General features: G+C 55.7%; 26 protein-coding genes and 1 other RNA gene. 13 read left to right on the top strand and 14 right to left on the bottom strand.

From position 1 onward, the window contains the following. Window positions 1-83: 83 nt before the first annotated feature. Window positions 84-1,445, bottom strand: a complete 1,362-nt coding sequence (gene ffh / locus RY075_RS17400) for a signal recognition particle protein (protein WP_338627865.1) — start codon at window positions 1,443-1,445, stop codon at window positions 84-86. 166 nt (window positions 1,446-1,611) lie between these two features. On the opposite strand from ffh, the gene RY075_RS17405 reads away from it, so the two are divergent. After that, a complete protein-coding gene (locus RY075_RS17405; protein ID WP_003863130.1) occupies window positions 1,612-2,403 on the top strand; it encodes an inner membrane protein YpjD in 792 nt (263 codons plus the stop codon). A 19-nt stretch (window positions 2,404-2,422) separates the two neighbouring features. Continuing rightward, on the top strand, window positions 2,423-3,709 hold the full coding sequence (locus RY075_RS17410) for an HlyC/CorC family transporter (RefSeq protein ID WP_338628665.1): 1,287 nt from the start codon (window positions 2,423-2,425) through the stop codon (window positions 3,707-3,709). 52 nt (window positions 3,710-3,761) lie between these two features. On the opposite strand, the gene grpE is transcribed toward RY075_RS17410, so the two are convergent. Beyond that, entirely contained in the window at window positions 3,762-4,355 is a 594-nt protein-coding gene (gene grpE / locus RY075_RS17415; protein WP_232967377.1) for a nucleotide exchange factor GrpE, read from the bottom strand. 122 nt (window positions 4,356-4,477) lie between these two features. On the opposite strand from grpE, the gene nadK reads away from it, so the two are divergent. The 3 genes from nadK (at window position 4,478) to bamE (ending at window position 7,580) form a co-directional block, all read left to right on the top strand. Continuing rightward, window positions 4,478-5,356, top strand: coding sequence for an NAD(+) kinase (nadK, locus tag RY075_RS17420; RefSeq protein ID WP_003863124.1), 879 nt, complete (start codon window positions 4,478-4,480; stop codon window positions 5,354-5,356). 85 nt (window positions 5,357-5,441) lie between these two features. Then, complete coding sequence (recN, locus tag RY075_RS17425; RefSeq protein ID WP_109948932.1) at window positions 5,442-7,103, top strand: DNA repair protein RecN; 1,662 nt, start codon at window positions 5,442-5,444, stop codon at window positions 7,101-7,103. Between the two features lie 138 nt (window positions 7,104-7,241). Then, window positions 7,242-7,580 carry an outer membrane protein assembly factor BamE gene (gene bamE, locus RY075_RS17430; protein ID WP_003863121.1) on the top strand — a complete coding sequence of 113 codons (339 nt, stop codon included), beginning with the start codon at window positions 7,242-7,244 and terminating at the stop codon, window positions 7,578-7,580. A 61-nt stretch (window positions 7,581-7,641) separates the two neighbouring features. On the opposite strand, the gene RY075_RS17435 is transcribed toward bamE, so the two are convergent. Both RY075_RS17435 and RY075_RS17440 read right to left on the bottom strand, forming a co-directional pair. Next, entirely contained in the window at window positions 7,642-7,929 is a 288-nt protein-coding gene (locus RY075_RS17435) for an RnfH family protein (RefSeq protein WP_003863119.1), read from the bottom strand. Further along, window positions 7,919-8,356: a type II toxin-antitoxin system RatA family toxin gene (locus RY075_RS17440; RefSeq protein ID WP_003863117.1), complete on the bottom strand. Its 438-nt coding sequence runs from the start codon at window positions 8,354-8,356 to the stop codon at window positions 7,919-7,921. The genes RY075_RS17435 and RY075_RS17440 overlap by 11 nt, the downstream gene beginning before the upstream one ends. A 156-nt stretch (window positions 8,357-8,512) precedes the next feature. Here RY075_RS17440 and smpB point away from each other — a divergent pair, with 156 nt between their 5' ends. Together smpB and ssrA are read left to right on the top strand one after the other, a co-directional pair. Further along, window positions 8,513-8,995 (top strand): SsrA-binding protein SmpB, encoded by a 483-nt coding sequence (smpB, locus tag RY075_RS17445; protein WP_003863115.1) that lies wholly within the window; start codon window positions 8,513-8,515, stop codon window positions 8,993-8,995. Window positions 8,996-9,084: 89 nt separating this feature from the next. Beyond that, window positions 9,085-9,448, top strand: a transfer-messenger RNA (tmRNA) gene (gene ssrA / locus RY075_RS17450). 72 nt (window positions 9,449-9,520) lie between these two features. On the opposite strand, the gene RY075_RS17455 is transcribed toward ssrA, so the two are convergent. The 5 genes from RY075_RS17455 to RY075_RS17475 all read right to left on the bottom strand — a co-directional run bounded on the left by RY075_RS17455 (window position 9,521) and on the right by RY075_RS17475 (window position 15,468). Beyond that, entirely contained in the window at window positions 9,521-10,831 is a 1,311-nt protein-coding gene (locus RY075_RS17455) for an amidase family protein (RefSeq protein WP_302378304.1), read from the bottom strand. 54 nt (window positions 10,832-10,885) lie between these two features. After that, window positions 10,886-12,181: a histidinol dehydrogenase gene (hisD, locus tag RY075_RS17460; RefSeq protein WP_032659981.1), complete on the bottom strand. Its 1,296-nt coding sequence runs from the start codon at window positions 12,179-12,181 to the stop codon at window positions 10,886-10,888. Then, on the bottom strand, window positions 12,182-13,324 hold the full coding sequence (locus RY075_RS17465) for an ester cyclase (protein WP_015571629.1): 1,143 nt from the start codon (window positions 13,322-13,324) through the stop codon (window positions 12,182-12,184). It abuts the gene before it with no gap. 105 nt (window positions 13,325-13,429) lie between these two features. Beyond that, window positions 13,430-14,401: a nuclear transport factor 2 family protein gene (locus RY075_RS17470; RefSeq protein WP_015571630.1), complete on the bottom strand. Its 972-nt coding sequence runs from the start codon at window positions 14,399-14,401 to the stop codon at window positions 13,430-13,432. Then, the gene (locus tag RY075_RS17475; RefSeq protein WP_003862277.1) at window positions 14,398-15,468 is read right to left on the bottom strand and encodes a LacI family DNA-binding transcriptional regulator; all 1,071 of its coding nucleotides are present in this window, start codon (window positions 15,466-15,468) and stop codon (window positions 14,398-14,400) included. The genes RY075_RS17470 and RY075_RS17475 overlap by 4 nt, the downstream gene beginning before the upstream one ends. Before the next feature lie 308 nt (window positions 15,469-15,776). On the opposite strand from RY075_RS17475, the gene RY075_RS17480 reads away from it, so the two are divergent. The 6 genes from RY075_RS17480 to RY075_RS17505 all read left to right on the top strand — a co-directional run bounded on the left by RY075_RS17480 (window position 15,777) and on the right by RY075_RS17505 (window position 21,893). Beyond that, window positions 15,777-17,015, top strand: a complete 1,239-nt coding sequence (locus RY075_RS17480; RefSeq protein ID WP_022651680.1) for an MFS transporter — start codon at window positions 15,777-15,779, stop codon at window positions 17,013-17,015. A gap of 75 nt (window positions 17,016-17,090) precedes the next feature. After that, window positions 17,091-18,413: a histidinol dehydrogenase gene (hisD, locus tag RY075_RS17485; RefSeq protein WP_023323627.1), complete on the top strand. Its 1,323-nt coding sequence runs from the start codon at window positions 17,091-17,093 to the stop codon at window positions 18,411-18,413. A 3-nt stretch (window positions 18,414-18,416) separates the two neighbouring features. Next, window positions 18,417-19,181, top strand: coding sequence for an SDR family oxidoreductase (locus RY075_RS17490; RefSeq protein ID WP_063855236.1), 765 nt, complete (start codon window positions 18,417-18,419; stop codon window positions 19,179-19,181). 8 nt (window positions 19,182-19,189) lie between these two features. Beyond that, window positions 19,190-19,933: an alpha/beta hydrolase gene (locus tag RY075_RS17495; protein ID WP_251995415.1), complete on the top strand. Its 744-nt coding sequence runs from the start codon at window positions 19,190-19,192 to the stop codon at window positions 19,931-19,933. Continuing rightward, window positions 19,915-20,706, top strand: coding sequence for an aldolase/citrate lyase family protein (locus tag RY075_RS17500; RefSeq protein ID WP_302378305.1), 792 nt, complete (start codon window positions 19,915-19,917; stop codon window positions 20,704-20,706). Before RY075_RS17495 ends, RY075_RS17500 begins: the two co-directional genes overlap by 19 nt. 11 nt (window positions 20,707-20,717) lie before the next feature. After that, entirely contained in the window at window positions 20,718-21,893 is a 1,176-nt protein-coding gene (locus RY075_RS17505) for a cupin (RefSeq protein ID WP_232967429.1), read from the top strand. Window positions 21,894-21,993: 100 nt separating this feature from the next. Here RY075_RS17505 and RY075_RS17510 read toward each other — a convergent pair whose 3' ends face one another. Genes RY075_RS17510 through opgC form a run of 5 tightly spaced genes read right to left on the bottom strand, consistent with a single transcriptional unit; the run spans window position 21,994 to window position 26,099 of the window. Then, window positions 21,994-22,413 (bottom strand): ATP-binding protein, encoded by a 420-nt coding sequence (locus RY075_RS17510; RefSeq protein WP_109948933.1) that lies wholly within the window; start codon window positions 22,411-22,413, stop codon window positions 21,994-21,996. A 7-nt stretch (window positions 22,414-22,420) separates the two neighbouring features. Continuing rightward, window positions 22,421-22,759: an STAS domain-containing protein gene (locus tag RY075_RS17515; protein WP_003862258.1), complete on the bottom strand. Its 339-nt coding sequence runs from the start codon at window positions 22,757-22,759 to the stop codon at window positions 22,421-22,423. After that, window positions 22,749-23,963 carry a SpoIIE family protein phosphatase gene (locus tag RY075_RS17520; protein WP_032609966.1) on the bottom strand — a complete coding sequence of 405 codons (1,215 nt, stop codon included), beginning with the start codon at window positions 23,961-23,963 and terminating at the stop codon, window positions 22,749-22,751. The genes RY075_RS17515 and RY075_RS17520 overlap by 11 nt, the downstream gene beginning before the upstream one ends. 8 nt (window positions 23,964-23,971) lie before the next feature. Next, on the bottom strand, window positions 23,972-24,871 hold the full coding sequence (locus tag RY075_RS17525) for a hypothetical protein (RefSeq protein WP_003862255.1): 900 nt from the start codon (window positions 24,869-24,871) through the stop codon (window positions 23,972-23,974). A 10-nt stretch (window positions 24,872-24,881) separates the two neighbouring features. Continuing rightward, a complete protein-coding gene (opgC, locus tag RY075_RS17530) occupies window positions 24,882-26,099 on the bottom strand; it encodes an OpgC domain-containing protein (protein ID WP_338627866.1) in 1,218 nt (405 codons plus the stop codon). Between the last annotated feature and the right edge of the window lie 41 nt (window positions 26,100-26,140).

The following is a 26,140-nucleotide window of genomic DNA, read 5'->3' on the forward strand; positions in this document are numbered from 1 at the left end:
CCATCGAGGAACGGAGCCCGGGTGTCATATTAAAAGCCCGAAAATTTTACTCATTTCCGGGCAAAAAGCAATCTCAAAAGCGATTATCGCCCAGGAAAACCGGGCGGCATCATGCCTTTCATGCCGCGCATCATCTTCGCCATGCCGCCTTTCTTCATTTTCTTCATCATGCGCTGCATGTCGTCGAACTGTTTCAGAAGGCGGTTTACGTCCTGCACCTGCATGCCGCAACCGGCAGCGATACGGCGTTTACGGGAACCTTTGATGATTTCTGGCTTCGCGCGCTCTTTCAGCGTCATCGAGTTGATGATGGCCTCCATACGCACCAGCACTTTGTCATCCATCTGGGATTTGACGTTGTCCGGGATCTGGCCCATGCCTGGCAGTTTGCCCATCAGGCTTGCCATGCCGCCCATGTTTTTCATCTGACGCAGCTGCTCAAGGAAGTCGGTCAGATCGAAACCGTCACCTTTTTTCAGCTTGCTGGCGAGCTTTTCCGCCTGGGCGCGGTCAACCTTGCTTTCAATATCTTCGATCAGCGACAGCACGTCGCCCATGCCGAGGATACGGGAGGCAATACGATCCGGATGGAACGGCTCCAGCGCTTCGGTTTTTTCGCCCACGCCGAGGAACTTAATTGGCTTACCGGTAATATGACGAATAGACAGCGCCGCACCGCCGCGGGCATCGCCGTCGACTTTGGTCAGCACCACGCCGGTTAACGGCAGGGCTTCGTTAAACGCTTTTGCGGTGTTTGCCGCATCCTGACCGGTCATGGCGTCAACAACAAACAGGGTCTCTACTGGATTGATAGAGGCATGAACCTGCTTGATTTCGTCCATCATCGCTTCGTCAACGTGCAGTCGACCGGCGGTATCCACCAGCAGCACGTCGTAGAATTTCAGCTTCGCCTCTTTCAGCGCCACGTTAACGATGTCGACAGGCTTCTGGGCCACGTCGGACGGGAAGAAGTCCACGCCAACCTGCTCGGCCAGCGTTTCCAGCTGTTTGATCGCCGCTGGGCGATACACGTCCGCCGACACCACCAGCACCTTTTTCTTGTGCTTTTCGCGCAGGAATTTCCCCAGCTTACCGACGCTGGTGGTTTTACCCGCACCTTGCAGACCCGCCATCAGCACGACGGCTGGCGGCTGAGCCGCCAGGTTAAGCACCTGGTTCTCTTCGCCCATCGCCGAAACCAGCTCGTTACGGACGATTTTGACGAACTCCTGACCCGGAGTCAGGCTCTTGTTCACTTCATGGCCAACCGCTTTCTCTTTCACGCGGTTGATAAAGTCACGCACGACCGGCAACGCGACGTCTGCTTCCAGCAGCGCCATGCGCACTTCGCGCAGCGTTTCCTTGATGTTCTCTTCGGTGAGGCGTCCACGGCCGCTGATGTTGCGCAGCGTGCGCGACAAACGATCGGTTAAATTATCAAACATTGTCTCTCGCCTGGGGTAGAAACGTTAGGTCGCCTGGGCGACACATACACAGAATTTTGCCGGAGTATAACATGAAGGCGCCTTTGTTGTTATGCAACGGTTGGAGCAGGCGTCACGTAACGTTATACTGCTTCTCTTTCTTATTAAGACAACTGTCGACGCCTATATGCCTGTTTTCGCACTGATCGCCCTTGTTGCCTACTCTGTCAGCCTCGCGCTGATCATTCCTGGCCTGCTGCAAAAAAACAGCGGCTGGCGGCGCATGGCTATTCTTTCGGCAGTGATCGCACTGATTAGCCACGCGTTTGCGCTGGAATCACGCATTATCCCCGGCGACGGCAGCGTGCAAAATCTGAGCGTACTGAACGTCGGCTCGCTGGTCAGCCTGATGATCTGTACGGTCATGACCATTGTCGCGTCTAAAAACCGTGGCTGGCTGCTGCTGCCGATAGTCTACGCCTTTGCGCTGATCAATCTGGCGTTAGCCACGTTCATGCCCAATGAGTTTATTACTCACCTGGAAGCCACGCCGGGGATGCTGGTGCATATCGGCCTGTCGCTCTTTGCCTACGCGACGCTGATCATCGCCGCCCTTTACGCCATGCAGCTCGCCTGGATTGACTACCAGCTGAAAAATAAAAAGCTGGCGTTTAACCACGAAATGCCGCCGCTGATGGTGATTGAGCGTAAGATGTTCCACATCACCCAGGTCGGCGTGGTGCTGCTGACGCTCACGCTCTGCACCGGGCTGTTTTACATGAAGAACCTGTTCAGCGTGGAGAATATCGATAAAGCGGTGCTCTCCATCATCGCGTGGTTTGTCTATATTGTCCTGTTATGGGGCCATTATCATGAAGGCTGGCGCGGTCGTCGCGTGGTCTGGTTCAACGTAGCGGGTGCGGGCATTCTCACGCTTGCCTATTTTGGTAGCCGCTTCATACAGCAATTTGCTGGCTAAGTAACAAAAGGAGTTCCCCCTGGAACACATCTCTACCACCACGCTGATCGTCATTCTGGTCATCATGGTGGTCATCTCCGCTTATTTCTCTGGCTCTGAAACCGGCATGATGACGCTGAACCGCTACCGGTTACGTCATCGCGCCAAGCAGGGTAACCGTGCCGCGCGTCGTGTCGAAAAGCTTCTGCGTAAGCCGGACCGTCTGATTAGCCTGGTGCTTATCGGTAACAACCTGGTCAATATTCTCGCCTCTGCACTGGGCACCATCGTCGGGATGCGTCTGTACGGCAACGCAGGCGTGGCGATTGCCACAGGTGTGCTCACGTTTGTGGTACTGGTGTTTGCGGAAGTGTTGCCCAAAACCATCGCGGCGCTTTACCCGGAAAAAGTCGCCTACCCGAGCAGCTTCCTGTTAGCACCGCTGCTTATTCTGATGATGCCGCTGGTCTGGCTGCTGAATATGGTGACACGGGTGCTGATGCGCATGGTCGGTATAAAGGCAGACGTCACCATTAGTAGCGCGCTCAGCAAAGACGAACTGCGTACCATCGTGAACGAATCCCGCTCGCAGATCTCCCGCCGCAATCAGGACATGCTCCTGTCGGTGCTGGATCTGGAAAAGGTCAGCGTTGACGACATCATGGTGCCGCGCAATGAAATCGTCGGGATTGATATCAACGACGACTGGAAGGCCATTGTCCGCCAGCTGACGCACTCCCCGCACGGGCGTATCGTCCTCTATCGCGATTCTCTCGACGATGCCATCAGCATGCTGCGCGTGCGCGAGGCCTATCGTCTGATGACCGAGAAAAACGAGTTCACCAAAGAGGTAATGCTGCGCGCCGCCGACGAAATTTACTACGTGCCGGAAGGCACCCCACTCAGCACGCAGCTGGTGAAGTTCCAGCGCAACAAGAAGAAAGTCGGCCTGGTGGTGGATGAATACGGCGATATACAGGGGCTGGTGACGGTCGAAGATATTCTGGAAGAGATTGTCGGGGACTTTACCACCTCAATGTCGCCTTCCCTTGCGGAAGAAGTCACCCCGCAAAACGACGGGTCAGTGCTTATCGACGGCAGCGCCAACATTCGTGAAATCAATAAAGCGTTCAACTGGCATTTGCCGGAAGACGAAGCGCGGACGATGAACGGAATGATCCTGGAAGCGCTGGAAGAGATCCTGGCGGCAGGCACGCGCGTGCGCATTGAACAGTATGATATTGATATTCTGGACGTTCAGGACAACATGATTAAGCAGGTGAAGGTCCTGCCCGTTAAACCTTTACGCGAAAGTATCGCCGAGTAATGTTGTAGGCCGGGTAAGGCGAAGCCGCCACCCGGCACTACGGGTCGGCAGATTACGCTTTCGCTTTCGCCACGGTCACCATCGCAGCGCGAATAGTACGGCCGTTCAGGGTATACCCTTTCTGCATCACGCCCAGCACGTTACCCGCGGCAACGTCTTCGGATTCCACCATCGCAATGGCCTGGTGAACGTTTGGATCCAGCGGTACATCCGTATCGGCAATCACTTCAACACCGAACTTACGCACCACATCCAGCATGGATTTCAGCGTCAGCTCAATGCCTTCAATCATTGCCGCGTTATCCGGGTTAGCTTTATCCGCCACTTCCAGCGCGCGATCCAGGCTGTCGATCACCGGAAGCAGTTCGTTGACGAATTTCTCCAGCGCAAATTTGTGCGCCTTTTCAACGTCCAGCTCGGTACGACGGCGCAGGTTTTCCATTTCCGCTTTGATACGCAGTACGCCATCGCGTTCGCGATTCTGCGCTTCTACCAACTGAGCTTCCAGGTTGGCAATTTTTTCATCGCGCGGGTCCACCTGCTCAGCAGACGTGTCTGGCTCTACTGCCTCAACTTCATCGTGCTGTTCCGTGATAATTTCTTCAGGGGCTTGCCCCTCAGGCGTTGTCTGTTCTTTACTACTCATGAATTTCTCCGCGTTTTTCTGCATTCATCTCGCTAACTTCGCTTATTATGGGGATCAGTTTCCTGGATTCAAGGGAACAAGGCAGATTGTCATCATTCATCAGGCACAAGGACCTCCAGAAAATGAATAATCATTTCAGGTGTATTGGGATCGTCGGCCATCCGCGTCACCCTACCGCATTGACGACACATGAAATGTTGTATCGCTGGCTGTGTGGTAAAGGCTATGAAGTGATGGTCGAGCAGCAGATTGCCCAGGAGTTGCAGCTTAAAAGCGTCAGAACCGGCACGCTGGCGGAAATTGGCCAGCAGGCGGATCTCGCCGTGGTGGTCGGTGGCGACGGCAATATGCTGGGCGCGGCGCGAACGCTGGCTCGCTATGATATTAAGGTTATTGGTGTTAACCGTGGCAATCTCGGTTTCCTTACCGACCTCGACCCGGACAATGCGCAGCAGCAGCTGGCGGACGTGCTGGAAGGCCACTATATCAGTGAAAAACGGTTTTTACTGGAAGCCCAGGTCTGCCAGCAGGACTGCCAGAAGCGCATCAGCACCGCCATTAACGAGGTGGTTCTCCACCCTGGTAAAGTGGCGCACATGATCGAATTCGAAGTCTATATCGACGAAATCTTCGCTTTCTCGCAGCGGTCTGACGGGCTGATTATTTCAACCCCGACGGGGTCCACCGCCTACTCGCTTTCAGCCGGAGGTCCAATCCTTACGCCATCGCTGGATGCCATTACTCTGGTGCCGATGTTCCCGCATACGCTCTCGGCGCGTCCGCTGGTGATCAACGGCGACAGCACCATCCGCCTGCGTTTTTCTCATCGCCGCAGCGATCTGGAGATCAGCTGCGACAGTCAGATTGCGCTCCCCATTCAGGAAGGTGAAGATGTCCTCATTCGCCGCTGCGATTACCACCTGAACCTCATTCACCCAAAAGATTACAGCTATTTCAACACATTAAGCTCCAAGCTCGGCTGGTCAAAAAAATTGTTCTGATTTTGCATCCAGCACTTTACTGTATATAAAACCAGTTTATACTGTATACAAACACAGTTATGGTTTTTCATACAGGAAAACAATTATGCTGGCACAACTGACCATCAGCAACTTTGCCATTGTTCGTGAGCTTGAGATCGACTTCCATAGCGGAATGACGGCGATTACCGGTGAAACCGGTGCAGGTAAATCCATTGCCATTGATGCCCTCGGCTTGTGCCTCGGTGGTCGTGCAGAGGGGGATATGGTGCGCACAGGCGCCGCCCGTGCCGATCTCTGCGCCCGCTTCTCGTTAAAAGACACACCTGCCGCCCTGCGCTGGCTGGAAGCAAACCAGCTCGAAGACGGACGTGAGTGTTTACTTCGCCGCGTCATCAGCAACGATGGCCGCTCCCGCGGTTTTATCAATGGTACAGCGGTTCCCCTCTCCCAGCTTCGCGAGCTGGGCCAGCTGCTCATCCAGATCCATGGTCAGCATGCGCACCAGCAGTTAATCAAACCCGAACAACAGAAAGCCCTGCTTGATGGCTATGCAGGTGAGTACGCGCTTACTCAACTCATGGCGGAGCACTATCGTCAGTGGCATCAAAGCTGCCGCGAACTTGCGCAGCATCAGCAGCAAAGCCAGGAGCGTACCGCGCGCGCCGAGCTGCTGGAATATCAACTGAAAGAGCTGAACGAATTTAACCCGCAGGCGGGTGAATTTGAGCAAATCGACGAAGAGTACAAGCGTCTGGCCAACAGCGGTCAGCTGCTCTCCACCAGCCAGACTGCCCTTAACATGCTGGCGGATGGCGAAGACGTGAATTTGCAGAGCCAGCTGTACAACGTGCGTCAGCTTGTGACCGAACTGACCGGCATGGACAATAAGCTTTCTGGCGTATTGGAAATGCTGGAAGAGGCCGCGATTCAGATTTCAGAAGCCGGGGATGAGCTGCGCCACTACTGTGAACGTCTGGATCTCGACCCGAACCGTCTGTTCGAGCTTGAGCAACGCATCTCCCGTCAGATTTCACTGGCGCGTAAGCATCACGTTCCCCCGGAAGAGCTGCCGAATTACTATCAGTCTCTGCTGGAGGAACAGCAGCAGTTGGACGATCAGGCCGATTCCCTTGAAACCTTGTCTCTGGCGGTTAATCTGCATCATCAGCAGGCGCTGGAAACGGCGAAACGGCTGCACGACGTGCGGCAACACTATGCGCAGGAGCTTAGCCAGCACATTACCGACAGCATGCATACGCTGGCGATGCCGCATGGGGTGTTCACCATAGATGTTCGCTTTGAAGAGAATCACCTGACGGCGGAAGGCGCAGACCGCGTAGAATTCCGCGTCACCACCAACCCGGGCCAGCCTTTGCAGGCAATTTCGAAAGTGGCTTCCGGTGGTGAACTGTCGCGTATCGCCCTGGCCATTCAGGTGATTACCGCCCGTAAAATGGAAACCCCGGCGTTGATTTTCGATGAAGTGGATGTGGGTATCAGCGGCCCGACTGCGGCCGTTGTCGGCAAACTGCTGCGTCAGTTGGGTGAATCGACGCAAGTCATGTGTGTGACTCACCTGCCGCAGGTCGCCGGATGTGGTCATCACCACTTTATCGTCAGCAAGGAAACCGATGGTGAAATGACGGAAACGCACATGAAGCCGCTGGATAAACGCTCACGCTTGCAGGAGCTGGCACGCTTGCTCGGCGGCAGTGAAGTCACTCGCAATACCCTCGCGAATGCGAAAGAACTGCTGGCGGCATAAACTTTTTCGGGATCTCAGGGTCATACAGAACAACAAAAACGCCGCCAGACCGGTTTCAAAGTGGGGCAAGGTCTATTATCATCGGCATATTACATATGAGCCGCGTACTGCTCGGGCCCGAAAAGGAATCAAATCACTATGCGCTGTAAAACGCTGACCGCTGCCGCAGCGGTTCTTCTGATGTTGACCGCAGGCTGTTCCACTCTGGAGAAAGTGGTTTACCGTCCTGACATCAACCAGGGGAACTACCTTACCCCTAACGATGTGTCCAAAATCCGCGTGGGTATGACACAACAGCAGGTCGCTTATGCCCTGGGAACCCCGATGATGTCCGATCCCTTCGGCACAAACACCTGGTTCTATGTATTCCGCCAGCAGCCTGGTCATGAAGATGTAACCCAGCAAACCCTGACGCTGACCTTCAGCAGTGCCGGCGTGCTGACCAACATCGACAACAAGCCTGCCCTGACCAAATAATCAGGCGTCAACAACGCAAAAAGGTGCTCAATGAGCACCTTTTTTGTGTACATTTATTTGGCTACTTACCGGATTTCTCTGCTCGCTGACGGCGCAATTCTTTCGGGTCGGCAATCAGAGGACGATAGATTTCAACCCTGTCGCCCTCTTTCAGCACATCACCGAGCTTAACCGGACGGCTATAAATGCCGACTTTATTCTTCGCCAGGTCAATATCACGGCGAAGTTCAAGGATGCCGGAGGCCCGGATAGCCGCCTCAACGGTGGCGCCCTCTTCAAGCGTCACGCGCTGCAAATACTGCTTCTCCGGCAGCGCATACACCACCTCAACAGCAATCTTATGCGACACTGTAAACCTCTTTGGCGCGCGTGGTGAACGCCTGAACCATATTCGAGGCCAGCTCTTTAAAGATTCGGCCAAACGCCAGTTCGATCAGCTTATTGGTAAATTCAAAATCCAGATGAAACTCAATGCGGCAGGCGTCAGCGCTCAGTGGCGTAAACTTCCACCCTCCCATCAGTTTTTTAAACGGACCATCCACCAGATGCATCAAAATACTCTGATTGCTCGTCAGGGTATTGCGCGTGGTGAACGTTTTGCTGATCCCCGCTTTGGAGACATCCACGGCCGCAGTCATCTGCGTCGGGCCGGATTCCAGCACTCGGCTACCGGTGCATCCTGGAATAAATTCCGGATAGGACTGAACGTCGTTCACTAACTGATACATTTGTTCCGCGCTGTAGGGAACAAGCGCAGTACGGCTAATCTGAGGCATAGCATTTTCCATGGTCACACAACAGACAAATAATAACATTTATCACCTGTTAAAAAAACGCTAAGCCTTATCTCGTGCTAATATAGCGCGTTAGACCTCACAGGACGCAATGAGGTGACTTTTTAAAATCAGATTACCGACGGCTTTACGACACTTATGACGAAGAAAAAAGCACATAAACCTGGTTCGGCGACCATTGCGCTTAACAAGCGTGCTCGCCACGAGTATTTCATCGAAGAAGAATTCGAGGCCGGCCTTGCGTTGCAGGGCTGGGAAGTAAAATCGCTGCGTGCCGGGAAAGCCAATATCGGCGACAGCTACGTGATCCTGAAAGACGGTGAGGCCTTCCTGTTCGGCGCGAACTTTACGCCGCTGACCGTCGCCTCTTCACATTACGTTTGCGATCCTACCCGCACCCGTAAGCTGCTGCTGAACAAGCGCGAACTGGAATCCCTCTACGGACGCATCAACCGTGAAGGCTTCACAGTGGTGGCACTCTCTTTGTACTGGAAAAACGCCTGGTGCAAAGTGAAAATCGGCGTGGCGAAAGGTAAGAAACAACACGACAAGCGTACTGACCTGAAAGCACGCGAGTGGCAGCTCGACAAAGCACGTATCATGAAAAACGCAGGACGTTGATTCTGCGCGCTTATTGTACTATTCAATAAGTTAGCGTTTCGGGCTGGTGTCGAGGAAGTAAAATCTGGTATACTGAGTTCAACACTATTGGGGCTGATTCTGGATTCGACGGGATTTGCGAAACCCAAGGTGCATGCCGAGGGGCGGTTTGCCTCGTTAAAAGCCGCAAAAAAATAGTCGCAAACGACGAAAACTACGCTTTAGCAGCTTAATAACCTGCTAAGAGCCCTCTCTCCCTAGCTTCCGCTCTTAAGACGGGGATCAAAGAGAGGTCAAACCCAAAAGAGATCGCGTGGAAACCCTGCCTGGGGTTGAAGCGTTAAAACTAATCAGGCTAGTTCGTTAGTGGCGTGTCTGTCCGCAGCTGGCGTGCGAATGTAAAGACAAACTAAGCATGTAGTACCGAGGATGTAGAAATTTCGGACGCGGGTTCAACTCCCGCCAGCTCCACCAAATAATGATACGGATATGTCCGGTGAAGTACAGAAAGCCCGCACGGCACAAGCCCTGCGGGCTTTTTTGTATCTATCCCTTCTTGCCCAGCGCCCCCTCACACGCCAGCGCCAGCACCATCAGTGCCGCCTCATCCTCCTGCACCGATAACATCTCCATCCCCACCGGCAGACCGATACGGCTTACGCCACAGGGCAACGTAATGGCAGGCAGGCCGCTGATGGCGGCCAGTTCCGGCGCGCAGCCTGGCGGCATCTTCGCCATACTTTCTGGTAATCGTTGTACGGTGGGATACACAAATCCGTCGATGCGCTGCGCCTCCGCCACCTGGCAAAGGTTCTGCCGCAACAGGCGCTGAAAGCGACGCCCCGCCAGCCAGAGCGGGGTTTTCAGCGTGTTACTCGCCAGCATCTGACGTAGAAACGGCGCAAACTCCGGCAGGAAAGCGCCGGAGTCCACAATGCTCGTCAGTCCGGAGGGAGCGCCAGGCTGTTTGCTAAGCCAGTCGTCAATCGCCACGCGAAATTCATACAGACTGAGGCAGGTGGCCTGCCTCACCTCTTCAAGGAAAGGGAGTGAAACCTCCACCAGCGTCGCTCCGGCACGGCGCAACGTGTGCAGCGCCGACTGCCAGACCTCCAGCTGTACCTCATCCTCTCCCTGTAACGCGGTTACCACACCAAAGCGAACGCCTTTCAGCGAACGCACAGGAAGCGCAACCGGCGGCAGGCCATGGATCACCGCATGCAGCAAGGCGGCATCTTCAACGCTATGTACCATTGGCCCAACGGTATCTTTGCTGGGCGAGAGCGGCGCTACACCGTCCAGCTGTGAACGGCGAAAGGCAGGCCGTAGCCCCACCAGCCCGGTATAGCTACAGGGAATGCGGATAGAGCCGCCGGTATCGGTACCCAATGCGCCATCCGCCATTCCCGCCGCCACGGCCGCAGCGCATCCTCCGCTGGAACCTCCGGCGGTGAGTGTCGGGCAAAGTGGATTCGCCACATCGCCCCCCAGCGAGCTTCGCGAGCGCACATCGAACGCGAACTCGGACATATTGGCCCTGGCGAGAATAATCGCCCCCGCGCTGCGCAATCGCTGCACCACCCGTGCATCCGCTGTCGCGTTAAGTGAGGCCAGCGCCCGGCAGCCAAGAGTAATGGGCATCGGCGCGCAGGCAATATTATCTTTGACGATCAGCGGCACGCCGTGCAGGGGGCCGATCGGTTCTCCACGTCGACGCTGCTGCTGATGCTGTTCCGCCTGAGACATAGCGTCAGGGTTAACCCCGAGGATCGCGTTGAGCGCCCGGTGCTGCTGTATGACGTCGAGACGGTGGGCAATTTCCTCCGGGCAGTCGTCTGGCGGTATCAGGCGCTTCATAGTCTCAGGCTCTCTCGTGATGAAAACCGGGCAGAAGGCTGCCCGGGATACGTTTTAGTCCCGCATGCCGGTAGTAATGGCATCAATGTCCTGCGGACGCAGACGAATTTCCGCCGCCCGTCGGTGCCCCTGCATCCCCTCGGTACGGCTCTGGCGGATCGCCGGTTCTGCGATTGCCGGGATACCCTGCTCGTCAATCCACTGATGGGTACAGATTTTGACGTACGCGCCAACCCACAGACCGCCGGTATAGCGTGCCGCCGCCATCGTCGGTAACGTGTGGTTGGTGCCGCAGCATTTATCAGAGAACACCACACTGGCGTTCTGACCAATAAACAGCGAGCCATAGTTGCGGATCTTCGCCGCCGTGGCGTGCGGATCGCGGGTATGCACCTGCAAATGCTCCGTCGCCATATGGTCAGCAAAAGCAATCAGCTGCGCTTCATCTTCGCAGAGCACAATCTCACCCTGCCGGCGCCACGCCTCCCCCGCCGTTGCCGCCGTTGGCAGGCTGGCGAGCTGACGCTCAACCTCCGCCAGGGTACGCTCAGCGATATCCCGGCTGGTTGTCGCCAGCCCGACGCGGGTATGAATATCGTGCTCTGCCTGCGCCAGCATATCGGCGGCCAGAATGCGCGGGTCGGCGCTGTCGTCCGCGATAGTGAAAATCTCGCTCGGCCCGGCGAGGGCATCAATGCCGACCCGACCAAAAACCTGGCGTTTCGCTTCATTAACGAAGGCGTTGCCTGGCCCAACAATTTTGTCCACCGACGGAATGCTCTCCGTTCCCCAGGCCATAGCCGCAATGGCCTGCGCGCCGCCAACTTTGAAAATGCGGTGCGCGCCTGCCAGATGGCAAACTGCAATCATCGCCGGATGGGCGCCCGGGGGCAGACAGGCGATAATCTGTTCACAACCCGCCACCGTCGCAGGAACAATCGACATCACGGGAGCGGAGAGAATCGGATACCGACCGCCCGGCACGTAGCAGCCCACCGTCTGCACCGGGATGATCCGGTGACCGAGATGCACGCCAGGCAGCGTCTCTACCTCCAGCGGCTGCATGGTCGCCAGCTGCGCCTGCGCAAAACGACGCACCTGATTAATCGCAAACTCACTGTCGCGGCGCGTCTGGGCATCCATCCCCTCCAGTGCTTCGGCGATCTCCTGCTCGCTCACCTCAAACTGCGCGGGGACGACCTTATCAAACTGCTGCGAAAAGGCTCTTAGCGCCGTATCGCCTTCGGTTTTCACGCGCTCGATAATGGCGCTGACCTTCTCCGTCAGGGAACGATCGGCCTGCGCATCCTGCCCCTGCGGGCGCTTAATCCAGCTCACCTGATTTAACATTTACGCGTCCTCCATCTGGCCGAGTTTGATTTGCGCCAACAGCGCCAGGTGGTCATACACGACCCATTCATCAACAATTTTTCCGTTGACGATGTGGTAGTGCGACATGCCCATCACAAACAGTCGTTCTCCGGTCGGCTTGCCCAGTTCGCCGTAACCCAGGTGATGCCCTTCGATGATCCAGCGAACGGCCACTTTGACGCCGCCTTCATCGCACGGGTTGGAACAAATATGCTGCGGCAGCCACGCGCCGTCAGGGATCATCCCCACCAGCGCCAGCGTCTGATGGGTTACCGCCGCGGTGCCGTACAGCTCTTTCATCAGCGGACCGTGCCACTGTACGTTAGGCGCATACACTTCTTTGATCTTGCCAAACATCCGGCGGTTGTAGATCTCATGCAGCCAACGCAGGCACTGCTCCTCAGTATCGGTGTGCGCAATGGAAACATCGCACTCCATCTCCGGCGGATATTGCCCCAGCATGCGGCCGTTTTCGCCGATGTCCATCACGCGGAAGCCTTTATCGAACTGCTCTTTTGCCATATTAAATGCGATTTGATCGGTGTTCAGGCCAAGCTGTTTCATTAACGACATGTTGTCGCTGACCACCCACTCCCGATAAATTTTATTCTCGTGGATCATGCAATCCGCCACGGTCCGGGTAACGAAGGTGCGGTTGGTCGGCTTGCCTAAATGGCTGTGCTGGGTATGCCGCCCGCTTCCCGTCACCAGGTGAGAGGTATAAAAACCGTCAACATCATTTCCGTTCCAGATAACCTGGGTTGCCATTCCGCGCCGTTCCGGGAAGGCAATTAAGCGTTGCAGCGTATCCTGTACCACCTGTTCACGGTTATAGAGTGTCCCCAGCGCGTTATACAGCACGCAGTTATGGGTATAGTGAGAATAAATTAAGCCGACATCGCGCTCATCCCATATTTTATGGGTGCAGCGAACGATATAATCGACAATATCGGTATAGCAGTCATCAAAGCCGCGTAATGATTGCACACGCGGTCTTTTTTCCGGTACCAGATCGACAAAATCACGACGCTCCACCTGTAATACAGGTTCCTCTTTCAGAGATTTCACGCTGCTTTTTTCGGGTACGGCTGGTGCTTTATTTGTTGCTTCGGTGGAAGACATATAAACTCCTGCTCTGTTTTCAGACAATAAGGACCCGCACCCGTAAGTGAGGGTGAATTAAACACGGTTAATATTTGCAGCCGGAATAAGGGGGCTGCCGCCCCATTAATTAAATATTTGCGACCAAATCGCTAATTCATCGATCCCCAGGTATTCACGGAAAATTAAACCATCACGTAATTCAAGCTGACTGATACCGGTAATTGATATGGGTTTACGGGTCGGCGCACCAAATTTGCCGTAACCGTCATGCCAGGTTAACAACGACCAGCGCAATGAAAGTCGAATCGGCTCATTAGGATCTTTACGCACAATCAGGTGATGAAGTTGCGTTTCGCTGTCGGCAAATGAAGCGCGATAACCGGAAAGCTGTGCGCCAATTTCCTGTTCGCCGGTGCAGAGGCAGTGCCCCGGCGCGTACAGCGTCGCCGCCGGGTGATAGAGACCGGGCACCACGCCGCTGTTACCGCCCGCCCACATCGTTAAGTAGCGCTCAACGACCCCGGCCAGCGCCCCTTCCACGTCGTCGCCCTCGGGCCCGCCCGCCCAGCGGGCGTCCAGCGTCTCAGCAGACACAGATTCCAGCCCAAGCTGCTGGCGCATGGTCGCCAGGTTAAAAGCAAAGTCGCGGACATCCAGCCCCAGTTGCGCCACAATCGCGGCACGATCCTGAAGCAGCCACTCCTGGCGTACGGCACCATCAACACAGATGCGATCGGCCCAGGTGCGGACCCAGACATTTTTCCCCGTCGGCGGGCCAAAAAATCCCTCCCCCTGGTGCTGAATGCGGGCTACGGTACGCTGCGCCGCATAGTACTCATCCCCCGGGTTCTGGCTGCACAGAATATCCTCCGTCAGCACCGCTCGCTGCGGGAAGCTGTGCATCGCCTCAAGCGTCAGGCGCATAAACTGGGAAAGCTCATGCAGCTGTTTTTCGGGGGTAGTGAAAACCACCGGCGTGGCGTAAAAATCCGCCAGCTGGCCGATATCTTTCTGCTCCCACACCACGTGCGTCAGCGTCAAAATGAACTGCTGGATAGAGTCGAATTGAGGGCTGAAGCCCCGCAATCTGGTCATGTGCGCTCCTTAGACTGGAATAGCGTTAAACCATTGGTTTCGATAACGCCGCTGCGTGGGCGACGCGCCGAGTGGCGTATCACCAGCGTACCGGGCACCGTAATCTGTTCAGGCTCTATGGTTCCGCTGTCAATTTGTTTCATTAACAGTTCCACCGTGGCATCCACCATCGCGCCGACCGGCTGCGACGCCGAGGTCAACGCATAAGAGGGCCAGCCGGAAGGGCCAATGTCGTCATACCCGACAACGGAGACCTCCTCCGGAATGCGCAAACCAAACTCATAGCGCGCCACATCCATTACCGTGACGGCCATATGATCGTTGGCGACAAAGACCGCATCCGGCGCTGGCGACGTCGAAAACAGGGTATAGGCTGCCCGGGTGGTTTGCTGAGCGTCGTAATTCCCGTGCACCACCCGCACATCGGTGATGCCATGTTCTTCCAGCGTGGAGATGAACCCGCGCTGGCGGGCAATATTGACCGGGGAATCGGCCACGCCGCCCACGTAGGCAAAACGCTTGTGCTCCCCCGCCAGCAGAAACTCGGCAATCTGCCGCGCGGCCGCTTCGTTATTACTGTTGACGCTGGAGGCCATGCCACTCTCTTCGCTGCGGTTAAACAGCACTACCGGGATCCCGGCGGCAAGGCACTCTTCAGATAACTCCAGCGACAGCGTCACCGAGGCCAGCACAATACCATCCACCCGGTACTGCATAATCTGGTCAAAAATACGGTCAACGTTGCCCTCCCGGTCGCCAACGAACAGCAGCAGGTGATAGTTCAGCGTATCCAGCTTTTGCGCCAGCGCCTCCAGCACCTGCGAGTAAAAGGGGTTATCAAAGTAAGAAATGACGACACCGATAATGCGCGAACGAGCCGTGTTGAGCGAACGGGCGATCGCATTCGGGCGATAACCCAGCTCGCGCGCTGCCTTCAGCACTTTTTCACGCGTTGCCGGCGAAATGCTCGCCCCCGGCGTGAACGTTCGCGACACCGCAGATTGCGATACCCCCGCCAGCTGAGCGACCTGTTGGGATGTGACTGCTGCAAAAGTCTTACGTTTCATTACCCCTGATTCCTTATCAACGTCCTGCCCATTTGCGCGTGCTTCAAACGCCTCAGCAAGTGGGTGTTTTTTATACTTACACCACCTTTGCATGCGTATGCAACACAAAAAATTAAAATTCTCACAACAAGATCGAGATCACTTTACAAACATGAAACCTTTTCGTAACTTCAAATCTTGAATACGTATGCAAAGAGTTTTCATACCGTCAATGGTACCGGAGAGAACAGGAGTCGCCCAAAGGATTGAACCGGTAAACGTCGTCCCTGACTGGTTATAACCCATTAATTCTCAAGAGGTTCAAAACCATGTTTCAAGCACTGTTACGCCGTCGGGAAGCCCGGCTCTTTTTTATCATCAGCATCCTGTTCTTTATCTGCATCCATAGCATTGATGCATTCCTGGCCCCCATGATGATCAACCAGGGCATTGAGCCACAGATCATGGGCATCATTATGGGCGCGTCTGGTCTGGCAACCCTTCTGATACGCTTCCCGTTAGGCATTATTTCCGACGTGGTTAAAAGCCGCAGGATCTTCATCCAGATTGGCCTGCTGCTGCCAATTATCGCCTGGCCGATTGCCTGGCTTGAACCCAATGCCATTACGCTGTATCTGGCGAAAGCGGCAGACGGCGTCACGGCGGCGACCTGGGTGCTGTACAACATCCTGTTCATGCGTTACTTCGGTCGCAACGAAGCCCCTGCCGCCGTCGCGCTGCTGGCGCTTGCAGGGCCCATCGGCGTGTTTCTCGGCAACTGTATTGGCGCGGTGCTGATTCACTATTTCGCCAATAACATCGCCTTTTTTGTCTCCTGCATCTCCGCCCTGGTGGCGTTGATCCTGACGACCCGCATTCAGGACGTGCACGACCCGGTTCAGGCCCCCACGCTTAAAGCCTGCATTACCGGCGCGCGCCAGCAGCTGGCCGACCGTTCCGTCTGGCTGATTGGCATTCTGGCGACCGTCGTCATTCTGGTGCCCTTCGCCACCCGCGACACGCTGACGCCGGTCTATGCCGAGCAGCTTGGCGCCCGGGCGGGGATCCTCGCGCTGCTGGGTAACATTCACCTTCTTTTTTACGGGCTGGCCATCGCCCTGTGCAGCTCGGTGTTTTATCAGCGACTTGGGCTGGTAAAAACCGCCGTGCTCGGCATCGTTTTACAGGTGATATCCACTTTCGGCATTCCCTTCACCAGCAATATCTATGTTATTTACCTGTGGCAGGCGCTGGCGGGGTTCTCGTTCGGTATGGCCTTTGCGGCATTCATGTCGCTCAGCGTAGTGAATACCTCGTCTGATGAACAATCCACGCGAATGGGGCTATTCCAGACCATTTATTCCTGCGGCATGTTTGTCGGGCCGGTAATGATGGGCGTAATGATGCAACATATTAACCTGTCGTCCGGTTATATATTGATTGCCGCCCTTTCCGTTGTGGCCGCTATTGCCACGCCGCTGTCCGCTCGATGGGTATATGCCCGTAAAACGCAAACCTCAGCCCAATTATTAAAAAACGGTGCGTACGCTGCCGCGCCGGATCAATAACCCTTTCTGAAGTAAATACCCTTTCCCGGCTCGCCGGGAGGACAACTGACATCTGAAAAAAGTAAGGAGAAGCGAGTGTCCTGGAAATTAAAAACCGGTAAATCTACCGAAGAGCGCCAGCAAGCCAACCAGCAAATAAGAGAAACGGTTGAACAAATACTTGCGGATATTGAAAAACGCGGAAATAAAGCCATTCGCGAATTATCCATTAAATTCGATCGTTATGACCGTCAGGATTATCGTCTGACGTCCGCGGAGATTGACCGCTGCATAAAACAGTTAAGCCGTCAGGATATTCAGGATATTGAATTCGCCCAACAGCAGGTCGCGAATTTTGCCCGCGCGCAGAAAGAATGTCTGCGGGACCTGGAAATTGAAACGCGTCCCGGCGTTATTCTCGGGCATAAAAATATTCCGATTAACGCCGTGGGATGTTACGTGCCTGGCGGAAAATATCCCCTGCTCGCCTCCGCGCACATGTCGATCATCACCGCCAGCGTGGCGGGATGCTCAAGAATTATCAGCTGTGCCCCGCCGTTTAACGGTCAGCCCGCCCCGGCGATCGTCGCGGCGCAAAAAATGGCTGGCGCAACGGAAATCTATGCCCTTGGTGGCATTCAGGCGATAGGCGCCATGGCGCTGGGCACGGACTCGCTGGCACCGGTCGACATGCTGGTCGGCCCCGGTAACGCCTTCGTCGCGGAGGCCAAACGACAGCTGTTCGGCCGGGTAGGTATCGATCTGTTTGCCGGTCCGACGGAAACGCTGGTGATTGCCGATGACACGGTTGACGCGGAAATGTGCGCCACGGATCTGCTGGGCCAGGCCGAACACGGCGTCACCACCCCTGCCATCCTGCTGACGAACTCGCTCCAGCTTGCCAAAGAGACGCTCAGCGAAGTGGAACGGCTGCTGGAAAAGCTCCCTACCGCCGACATTGCCCGCCAGTCGTGGCAGGACTACGGGGAAATCATCGTCTGCGACAGCTACGAAGAGATGCTGCTGGAGGCAGATCGTATCGCTTCCGAACATGTTCAGGTGATGACCGACCGGGACGACTGGTTCCTGGCTAACCTGACCAATTACGGCGCGCTGTTCCTTGGACCACGTACTAACGTGGCCTACGGCGATAAGGTGATCGGCACCAACCACACCCTGCCCACGCAGAAAGCCGCACGTTATACCGGCGGCCTGTGGGTGGGCAAGTTCATGAAAACCTGCACCTTCCAGAAAGTCCTCAGCGACGAAGCCACCGCCGAAATCGGCAGCTATTGTTCGCGTCTGTCGCTCCTGGAGGGGTTCGCCGGACATGCCGAGCAGGCCAATATTCGCGTGCGCCGTTATGGCCAGACGGAAGTTCCCTACGCCACACCGGCCCCGGTCAGGGAAAAGGTGTAAGCCATGACGCTTTTGCAAACGCCCTCTTTCACCCTGCACGGCAAACGCGCGCTGGTGACCGGCGGGTCAAGAGGGATTGGCTTCGCTGCCGCCGTCGCCCTCGCACAGGCAGGGGCAGAGGTCTGGATTGCCGCCCGGGGCCGCGAGGCGCTGGCGCATGCCGCAGGTCTGGCAGCGGAACACAGCCTCGCATTTCACCCGCTGGAACTGGATATTACCGACGCTCAGGAGGTGGAGCGTGTGCTGACAACGTTGCCCACGCCCGACATTCTGGTGAACAGTGCCGGGCTGGCCCGCCACCAGCCGTTTCTTGAGGTAAACGAGGAAAATTTCGATGCGGTGATGGCGCTTAACCTGCGCGCCACCTTTTTTATCAGCCAGCACGTGGCGCGCAGAATGCGGGCGGGCGGTAAGGGGGGATCGATTATTCACATCTCATCGCAAATGGGACACGTTGGTGGCCCCGAGCGTAGCGTGTACTGTGCCTCCAAATTCGCGCTTGAAGGGTTAACCCGAACGATGGCGCTGGAGCTGGGCGATGCGGGGATCCGTGTCAATACGCTGTGCCCGACCTTCATTGAAACCGACCTGACGCGTTCGTCACTCGCCGACCCGGCATTTCGCCGCTATGTGCTGGACAACATCAAACTGCGCCGGCCAGGCAGGCTGGAGGACATTATGGGGCCGGTAGTGTTCCTCGCCTCTGAGGCCGCCGGGCTGATCACCGGCAGCGCCCTGATGGTTGACGGCGGCTGGACGGCTACGTGAGGGATGCAATGGAATATCCGCTTCTGGACAATACCGATCTACCGCTGGTGCTGCTTGGTGGCACCCTGTGTAACGCCCGGCTCTGGCAGCCCCTTATTGAAAGGCTGAACATCTCAGCGGTGCTGTGCATCACGCTGACGGGCGCAGAGTCCGCGCCGCAGGCGTCACGGCGGTTATTAAAGGTTCTGCCACCGCGCTTTCTGCTGGCGGGCTTTTCGCTCGGCGCGATTGTCGCGCTGCAAATGGCCGCCGACGCGCCAGAAAGAGTGAACGGGCTGACGCTGATTTCCGTTAATCCGTTGCCCGTTGCGCCAGACACCCTCGCTTCACGCCGGGAAGCGGTACACACCGCCCAGGCGCAGGGCCTGGCCGACTGGCTGGTCTCCTCGCTGTGGCAGAGCTATGTCGCCCCGTCACGTCTGTCCGATCGGATCCTGCAAGAGACTATTTGCCGAATGGCGCAAGAGTGCGGCATTGAGACCTTTGCCGGGCAAACGGAAATGGCCATTCACCGGCAGGACAACCGGACTGCGTTTAACGCCCTCGCCTGCCCCACATTACTTCTAAACGGCGCGCAGGACGTTATCTGCACGCCTCATCATCATCAACTACTGGCAGCCGGCAATGCGAACGTGACCAGGCATACGGTGGAGGCTGGCGGGCATTTTATTCCGCTGGAAACCCCGGATGAGATCGCGCCGCTGCTGCGTCAGTGGATAACGGAGTGCATACAGTGCGCAAAAACAGTTTAAAGACCGTATTTCTGGAAAATACTCCGATCGTTAACGGCTGGCTGGCAATCCCCTCCGGGTATAGCGCGGAAATTATGGGCCATCAGGGTTACGACGCCGTCACCGTCGATTTGCAGCACGGCATGATTGATTTTGCCAGCGCGTTGTCGATGCTACAGGCGCTATCGGCCACGCCTGCCGTGCCGCTGGTGCGGGTGGCAAATAACGATCCGGCGCAAATCATGCGCGTATTAGACGCAGGAGCCTACGGCGTAATCTGCCCGATGATCTCCAGCGCGGAACAGGCTCGCCGTTTTGTCGCGGCCTGTCGCTATCCACCACTGGGGGTTCGCTCCTTTGGTCCGGCCAGAGGTCTACTCTATGGCGGCAGCGATTATCCACAGCACGCCAACGACGAGATCCTGACGCTGGCAATGATCGAAACCCGCCAAGGGCTGGCGGATCTTGACGCCATCCTTGATACCGAAGGGCTGGACGGTGTGTTTATTGGCCCCAACGATCTCTCGCTGACGCTGACCGGCAGTGCCAGCGCCGAATCCCAACATCCCGAAATGCTTGCTGCTATTGAGCGGGTGATTCACTGCTGCCGCCAGCAGCAAAAGATTGCCGGTATTTTCTGCACTTCCGGCGCGGCCGCGGCAGCGCGTATTGCTCAGGGTTTCCAGTTTGTTACCCCTGCAAACGACGTTATGCAGCTGGGTCGCGCCTCACGTGAAGCCATTGCCCTCGCCCGCGGCAACGCCATCCCTACCACCGGTGCATCCGGTTATTAAAAGGAGAAATGATGAAAACTATCCATCTTACCCAGAGCCAGGCACGAACACGGTTAGTCGCCCCCGACGATATGGTCTCCTGCAATCTTGCTTTTATTGATTGCAAGCTACCCGGCTCGCATCTCAAACAAAACTATTCCTTCATCGGCCCGGGTGTAACCCAGTCCAGCGAGCAGGTCGTCAATATTCCCGAGCCGCACGGCTTTAACATTGGCGCGGCGGCTATGCCAAAAGGGGTGACGAATAACCTGCATCTGCATTTCACCGCAGAAGTGTTCCTGATCCATGAAGGGACGTGGCGTTTTCGCTGGGGCGCCAACGGCGAGCATGAAGCTGAATTTAGCGCGCCCACCATCCTCTCAATACCGACCTGGATCTTCCGCGGTTTCACCAACGTCAGTAAAGAAGATACCTGCGGCATGGTATTTACCGTGCTCGGCGGGGACAACACGGGCGGCATCATCTGGCACCCGTCAGTGCTGGCGGCCGCCAGCGAGTACGGTATGTATCTCAGCAAGGATAATATGCTGATTGCGCAGGAGGCTGGTGAGCCAACGCCCGATCCCACCACACTGCTGACGCCGCTGTCAGAGCAATATATTGCCAGTCTGCGTGACTACAGCGTTGAGGAGATGCGCCAGCGTGCGGTAACCGGTGATGACCGCCGCTGGTCAGCACAGGGACTGCTGGATTCGGTGCTGCCGGGACACGGCGGCGAAATTGCGCCGGTTATCGGTTTCGGCATTTCACAGGATCGGGATTCCGCTCCCGCTATCCTGAGCCCGCACGGTTTTTCCGTCGAATGGCTGCGTCTTGCTGACGACCACATTGTCGGTCGCCATCTCTGCCCGGATATTCAGGTGATCATGGTCTTTAAAGGCCAGCTGGAGGTGACCTGGAACGAGGCGGGTAAGGAAGTCAGCATTATCGCCCCGGAACGTTCGGTGATCTCCATTCCGGCAAACAGCTGGCGCCGCTACCGCGCGGTTGATGGCAATGTGGAGTTTATTCTGACGACCCGGGGCGATCAGCGTAAGCGCCTCTACTGGGACGAGGCGATTCTGCACGAGGCGAGAGAACACAATCGCTGTATCGATCCTGATGGCTACGTGGCGGATGCCGACATCCTGCCAGCCACGGCCCGTCGGGCCGGTGCGATACTGGCAAAATGGCAGGCGGAGGCCTGACTGGGCTTGTGCTCGTCATCACGATACTGGCGCAGATTGATCACTGCGCCATTGTGAATACCCACATACCGCCCTGATCGGACCTTCTTAAACGTCACAATTATCCGACCATCCTCTTCTCCAGAACGGTGATATTTTTCCCTGCAATATTTTCTACCTTGAAATTATCCACATACAACAAAATGAGTTTCAGTCCTCTGCCGCTTTCAGCCAAAAGAGAGGCATCGAACGTCGCGTCGTCACGCACCGCCGCGAGACGTTCAGCGGGAAATTTATCGCCATCGTCCGTAAAACGCAGCGCCGCGTCCGAGACGGTAACGATGAACTCCACGGTGAAGCAACGTTCCGGATCCTCATGTAGCGCATGACGAATAATGTTGGTAGCCGTTTCACAGGCGGCGAGATCGAGCGCAAAGCGCCAGTCATCGCTAACGGACAGCGAAGCCATCTGACGCTCAAGCCATGCCGCAAGCGGCGAGACGGAGGTTAACGTGGCGGGAAAAGTAATGTCGTTAGCCACAGTCAACTCACTGATTTAGATGCGAAAGTGCCGTAGCGCGATCCGGGCAAATGCGAAATATGCGATCCATACGGGTCAGGGTGAACATGTTGCGTATACCGGGGTTCAGCGCACACAGCATCATTTCACCTTTACCATTCATCATCTTCAGCAGGGAAACCAGTGCGCCAAGGCCGCTGCTGTCGATAAAATCGATTTTGCTGAAATCGACTATCAGGGCTTTACGATCCACCCCAATCTCCCGGGCAATAGCTTCCTTAAATACCGCCGCCACCGAGGCGTCCAGTCGGCGCACCGAAGGCGTCATAATGTTTACGTCGTCCAGTCGGTCTGTATCAATGTTCATCGTTTACTCCTGTACGCTCAATCACTAATAAGGAAACATCGTCCGCCATGGCCTGCTGTTCACGGTATTTTCCGCTGCGCCAGCGTATAAGATGCTGCGCAAACTGCGGTAAGAGCCGTTCCAGTGCGAGCGTGGCGTCATCCTGAAGCCGACGCTGCAAACGAGCCTGACCAAACTGTTCGTTGTCAGGATTTTCACACTCGGTGATGCCATCGCTAAACAGGCAGAGGCGCTCACCCGGCGCCAGCGAGAAGCTTACGTCTGACCAGCTGAGATCCGGCATCAATCCTACCGGCGCGCCGCCTTCACCGACCGTCCTGACCTCGCCGCCAGGGTTCACAATGAACGGCGTAGGATGGCCGGCCTGGCAAAGCTTGCCTTCACCTGTTGTCAGGTCGATAACACCGTAAATCATGGTGAAATAACTCATTATCTCAACCTCTTCGCTGCAAAAGCGACCATTCAGGATCCGAACGACTTCCGCAGGGGAGGCAACGTCGCTATCGTCCGCAAACAGAAAACGCTCTACCGCCCTGCCATGCAGAAACTGACGGGCCACGGCAAGTGACATCATCGCCGCACCAACGCCGTGCCCCGACACATCTACACAGTAGAATCCCAGGTGATTGTCCAGCGGGAAGACATTGAAAATATCGCCGGACACCCAGGCTGACGGCAAAAAAATCCAGTCTGCAAAGTAATCCCGGTAACGCAACTGATGCGCAGGCAGAACCGACTGCTGGATCCGCGCCGCCACTTCAAGGTCTTGCTCTATCTGCCTTAACGCCTCACTGAGGCGTGCATTACGCGTAGCAAGCGTGGCCTCAAGGGACAGAACCCGTGCCCCCGCGTGCAATCGCGCCCGCAGCTCACTCTGCTCGACCGGCTTGTTGAGAAAATCATCCGCACCGGCGTCAAACCCCACCGTCAGATCGCCCGGCTCTTCGCGTGCGGTAAGCAAAATTAAATAAACATAATGTCCGAACTGACGGCTGCGAACCTCCCGGCACAACGTCAGGCCATCCATTTCCGGCATATCCCAGTCGCTGATCACCAGGCTGACTGGCTGGTTTTCGAGGATCTCAAGCGCGGCAACGCCGTTCTCCGCCTCGTAGACGGTATACCCCCACTGCGTCAGCATTCGGCTAAGCAGGCGACGATAAACCAGTGAGTCTTCAACTATCAGGACGTGCTGTGACAACATACGCCCTCCTAAAGCGGTAAGAACCAGATGACGCTGACGGTGCCTTCCCGGAATTTACCGCTGCCGCTCTGGTGACCGGGGTAACGGGTGCCGGAGTAGTTAGCATACTGAACAGAGAATGAACCTGGCGTATAACCCGCATAGCCAAAACTATAGCTGTAGTCGCCGTTCCAGGGCTGTTGCTGGCTGCTGTCCGGAAACCAGAACGCCGTGGCGCGCACGAAGAAGTGCTGCTTAAAGGTATAACCACACCCGCCCAATACCACGTTCTTGTTTTTGCGGATATCGTTGCTGTCCAGATCGTAATAACGCGGAACCCAGCTGTAGCCCATCTGGCAAATGATAGAGTCGCCTTTGTTAATCAGGAGCGTATTCTCTATCGGTTTCGGCAGTGAAAATTTATACGCCAGCGTCACGGCCCCCTGCTCAAAATAGGTGTGGCGACGGTTTCCTGACGTCCAGAAGCGGTTATCCCCGTAATTGCTGTACACCAGGCTGAAAGTGTTGGCATGCCAGTCATCATAGCCAAAACTGTAACGAAAATCGGCCGTGTAGCGGCTGGTGTCCGTCACCGGCAAACGCGATGTCACGTTCGCAAACCAGTAACTGTAGGGTGAGTATTGCAGGCTGAGATTAAGCGTCTGGTTGTATTTACGTTTCTGCTCTGCGGTGTCCGAGCTGTTAGGGATAGTCATCCACTGCTCTTTTAGTCCCGAACTAAAGCTCAGCGCGCCAGAGAAGACGTCTTCATTACCGGAGAACAGGCGACCCCAGCGGCTGGTGAACACGCCAGCCTGCACCGGCTCGCCGTTCTTGTCACGTAGTGAATCCGCATCGTCCTTCGGCGCCGACTCTGCGCCAGTGGCAACGCACAGCAGTGCGCAGGTCAGCAAAAATTTATCCCGCATCAGCCCTTCCTTAGTTAGGTATCCAGCGCGCGGCGACGTTATATTTCGCCATCAGCCACAGCACGCCCAGCGCCGCAGCGTGAATGAAGGTGTTCACTATCCAGTCCTGGCGCCACAGATCGAACGTGACGAACTGGCTTACCAGAAATACGACGTAGACATGCAAAATAAAGGTATAAAGCGAATGTTGACCCAGCGGAATAAGAAACCAGCCTGCGAGGCGATACAGGGGCAGCCAGCACCAGGTCAGCACCAAATAGACGGTCACCATCAGACAGATATCGTTAAGTACCCTGACGGGCCCAAGGCCATTTTTTGCCGCCCAGGTATGATAAAAAGCGTTGAAGTCCTCCGGCGAGAGGCTGTGCATTAGCAGTGCGGGCGGCATAAACGGGTTGGTATGGTTCTGGGCGATAAAGCCAAGAAGCAGCGCAATTATCACCAGCGCCACGAGCACGACCTTACCGGCGGGCGTACGGGCAAAAGAGATCAAATCCTCTTTGTACCAACCGCTGCACATACCCAGCACGAAAATAAACTGCCAGGCCAGCAGCGGAAACGCGAATTCAAACTGAGACGGCGTAGCGCGTACCGGCCACATCTGCCAGCCGCCGTAGACGAGCAACGATAAACCCAGCAGCCAGTAGACGTATCCTTTCTGGAGCATCCCCAAAAACAGGGGGCTTAACAGCAGAAGAAAAATATAGAGCCCAAGGATTTGCGTTTGATGAGGGCCAATTTGCAGGTAGAGGACAATGTTAAACCAGGTTTCTTTAATTTGCGGCGTCACCGGATACAGTGACCAGGTTGTACCTGAGTAACGATCGGTAAAATGGATCACCTCAAAGACGTTAATAAACGGCAGATATCCTAACAGTAAAAATGAAAGAATAATGATGATATTTATCCGATATATTTTCCATGCACGCAGATAAAGCCCCCAGGATATAGTCAACAATACTGCTTTTTGCAATCTTACACGGTTTAACATTCCCAGCATAAATCCTGAAAGGATCACAAAACCCTCAGCGCCGGTGACCAGACCAAACCTTTCCCAGGTAAATATATTAAATATCGACATCACTTCCGTGTGCGCCACCACCATCATCACTAAGGCGATACCGCGCATAAAATCAATACGTAAATCACGTTTATCCGACGCGATGTAACGCCATGTCGTTGGTTTTTCAACGTCTTTATTTATAAGCACAGGCGCAATCTGGCTCATGGGGCGTCGCGTTCTCCATGCTAAAAAGTTTCTTGTATTTT

It is taken from the genome of Enterobacter sp. JJBC (assembly GCF_036936505.1).
In the GTDB taxonomy this organism is placed as follows: domain Bacteria; phylum Pseudomonadota; class Gammaproteobacteria; order Enterobacterales; family Enterobacteriaceae; genus Enterobacter; species Enterobacter hormaechei_C.

Coding starts and splice junctions, on each gene's coding strand:
- recN (WP_109948932.1), top strand. CDS start 5,442: ATGCTGGCACAACTGACCATCAGCAACTTTGCCATTGTTCGTGAGCTT.
- hisD (WP_032659981.1), bottom strand. CDS start 12,181: ATGTTAAATCAGGTGAGCTGGATTAAGCGCCCGCAGGGGCAGGATGCG.
- grpE (WP_232967377.1), bottom strand. CDS start 4,355: ATGAGTAGTAAAGAACAGACAACGCCTGAGGGGCAAGCCCCTGAAGAA.
- smpB (WP_003863115.1), top strand. CDS start 8,513: ATGACGAAGAAAAAAGCACATAAACCTGGTTCGGCGACCATTGCGCTT.
- ffh (WP_338627865.1), bottom strand. CDS start 1,445: ATGTTTGATAATTTAACCGATCGTTTGTCGCGCACGCTGCGCAACATC.
- RY075_RS17440 (WP_003863117.1), bottom strand. CDS start 8,356: ATGCCTCAGATTAGCCGTACTGCGCTTGTTCCCTACAGCGCGGAACAA.
- RY075_RS17515 (WP_003862258.1), bottom strand. CDS start 22,759: ATGAACATTGATACAGACCGACTGGACGACGTAAACATTATGACGCCT.
- RY075_RS17495 (WP_251995415.1), top strand. CDS start 19,190: ATGGAATATCCGCTTCTGGACAATACCGATCTACCGCTGGTGCTGCTT.
- RY075_RS17480 (WP_022651680.1), top strand. CDS start 15,777: ATGTTTCAAGCACTGTTACGCCGTCGGGAAGCCCGGCTCTTTTTTATC.
- RY075_RS17405 (WP_003863130.1), top strand. CDS start 1,612: ATGCCTGTTTTCGCACTGATCGCCCTTGTTGCCTACTCTGTCAGCCTC.
- opgC (WP_338627866.1), bottom strand. CDS start 26,099: ATGAGCCAGATTGCGCCTGTGCTTATAAATAAAGACGTTGAAAAACCA.
- nadK (WP_003863124.1), top strand. CDS start 4,478: ATGAATAATCATTTCAGGTGTATTGGGATCGTCGGCCATCCGCGTCAC.
- RY075_RS17490 (WP_063855236.1), top strand. CDS start 18,417: ATGACGCTTTTGCAAACGCCCTCTTTCACCCTGCACGGCAAACGCGCG.
- RY075_RS17520 (WP_032609966.1), bottom strand. CDS start 23,963: ATGTTGTCACAGCACGTCCTGATAGTTGAAGACTCACTGGTTTATCGT.
- RY075_RS17465 (WP_015571629.1), bottom strand. CDS start 13,324: ATGTCTTCCACCGAAGCAACAAATAAAGCACCAGCCGTACCCGAAAAA.
- RY075_RS17475 (WP_003862277.1), bottom strand. CDS start 15,468: ATGAAACGTAAGACTTTTGCAGCAGTCACATCCCAACAGGTCGCTCAG.
- RY075_RS17470 (WP_015571630.1), bottom strand. CDS start 14,401: ATGACCAGATTGCGGGGCTTCAGCCCTCAATTCGACTCTATCCAGCAG.
- RY075_RS17505 (WP_232967429.1), top strand. CDS start 20,718: ATGAAAACTATCCATCTTACCCAGAGCCAGGCACGAACACGGTTAGTC.
- bamE (WP_003863121.1), top strand. CDS start 7,242: ATGCGCTGTAAAACGCTGACCGCTGCCGCAGCGGTTCTTCTGATGTTG.
- RY075_RS17525 (WP_003862255.1), bottom strand. CDS start 24,871: ATGCGGGATAAATTTTTGCTGACCTGCGCACTGCTGTGCGTTGCCACT.
- RY075_RS17455 (WP_302378304.1), bottom strand. CDS start 10,831: ATGAAGCGCCTGATACCGCCAGACGACTGCCCGGAGGAAATTGCCCAC.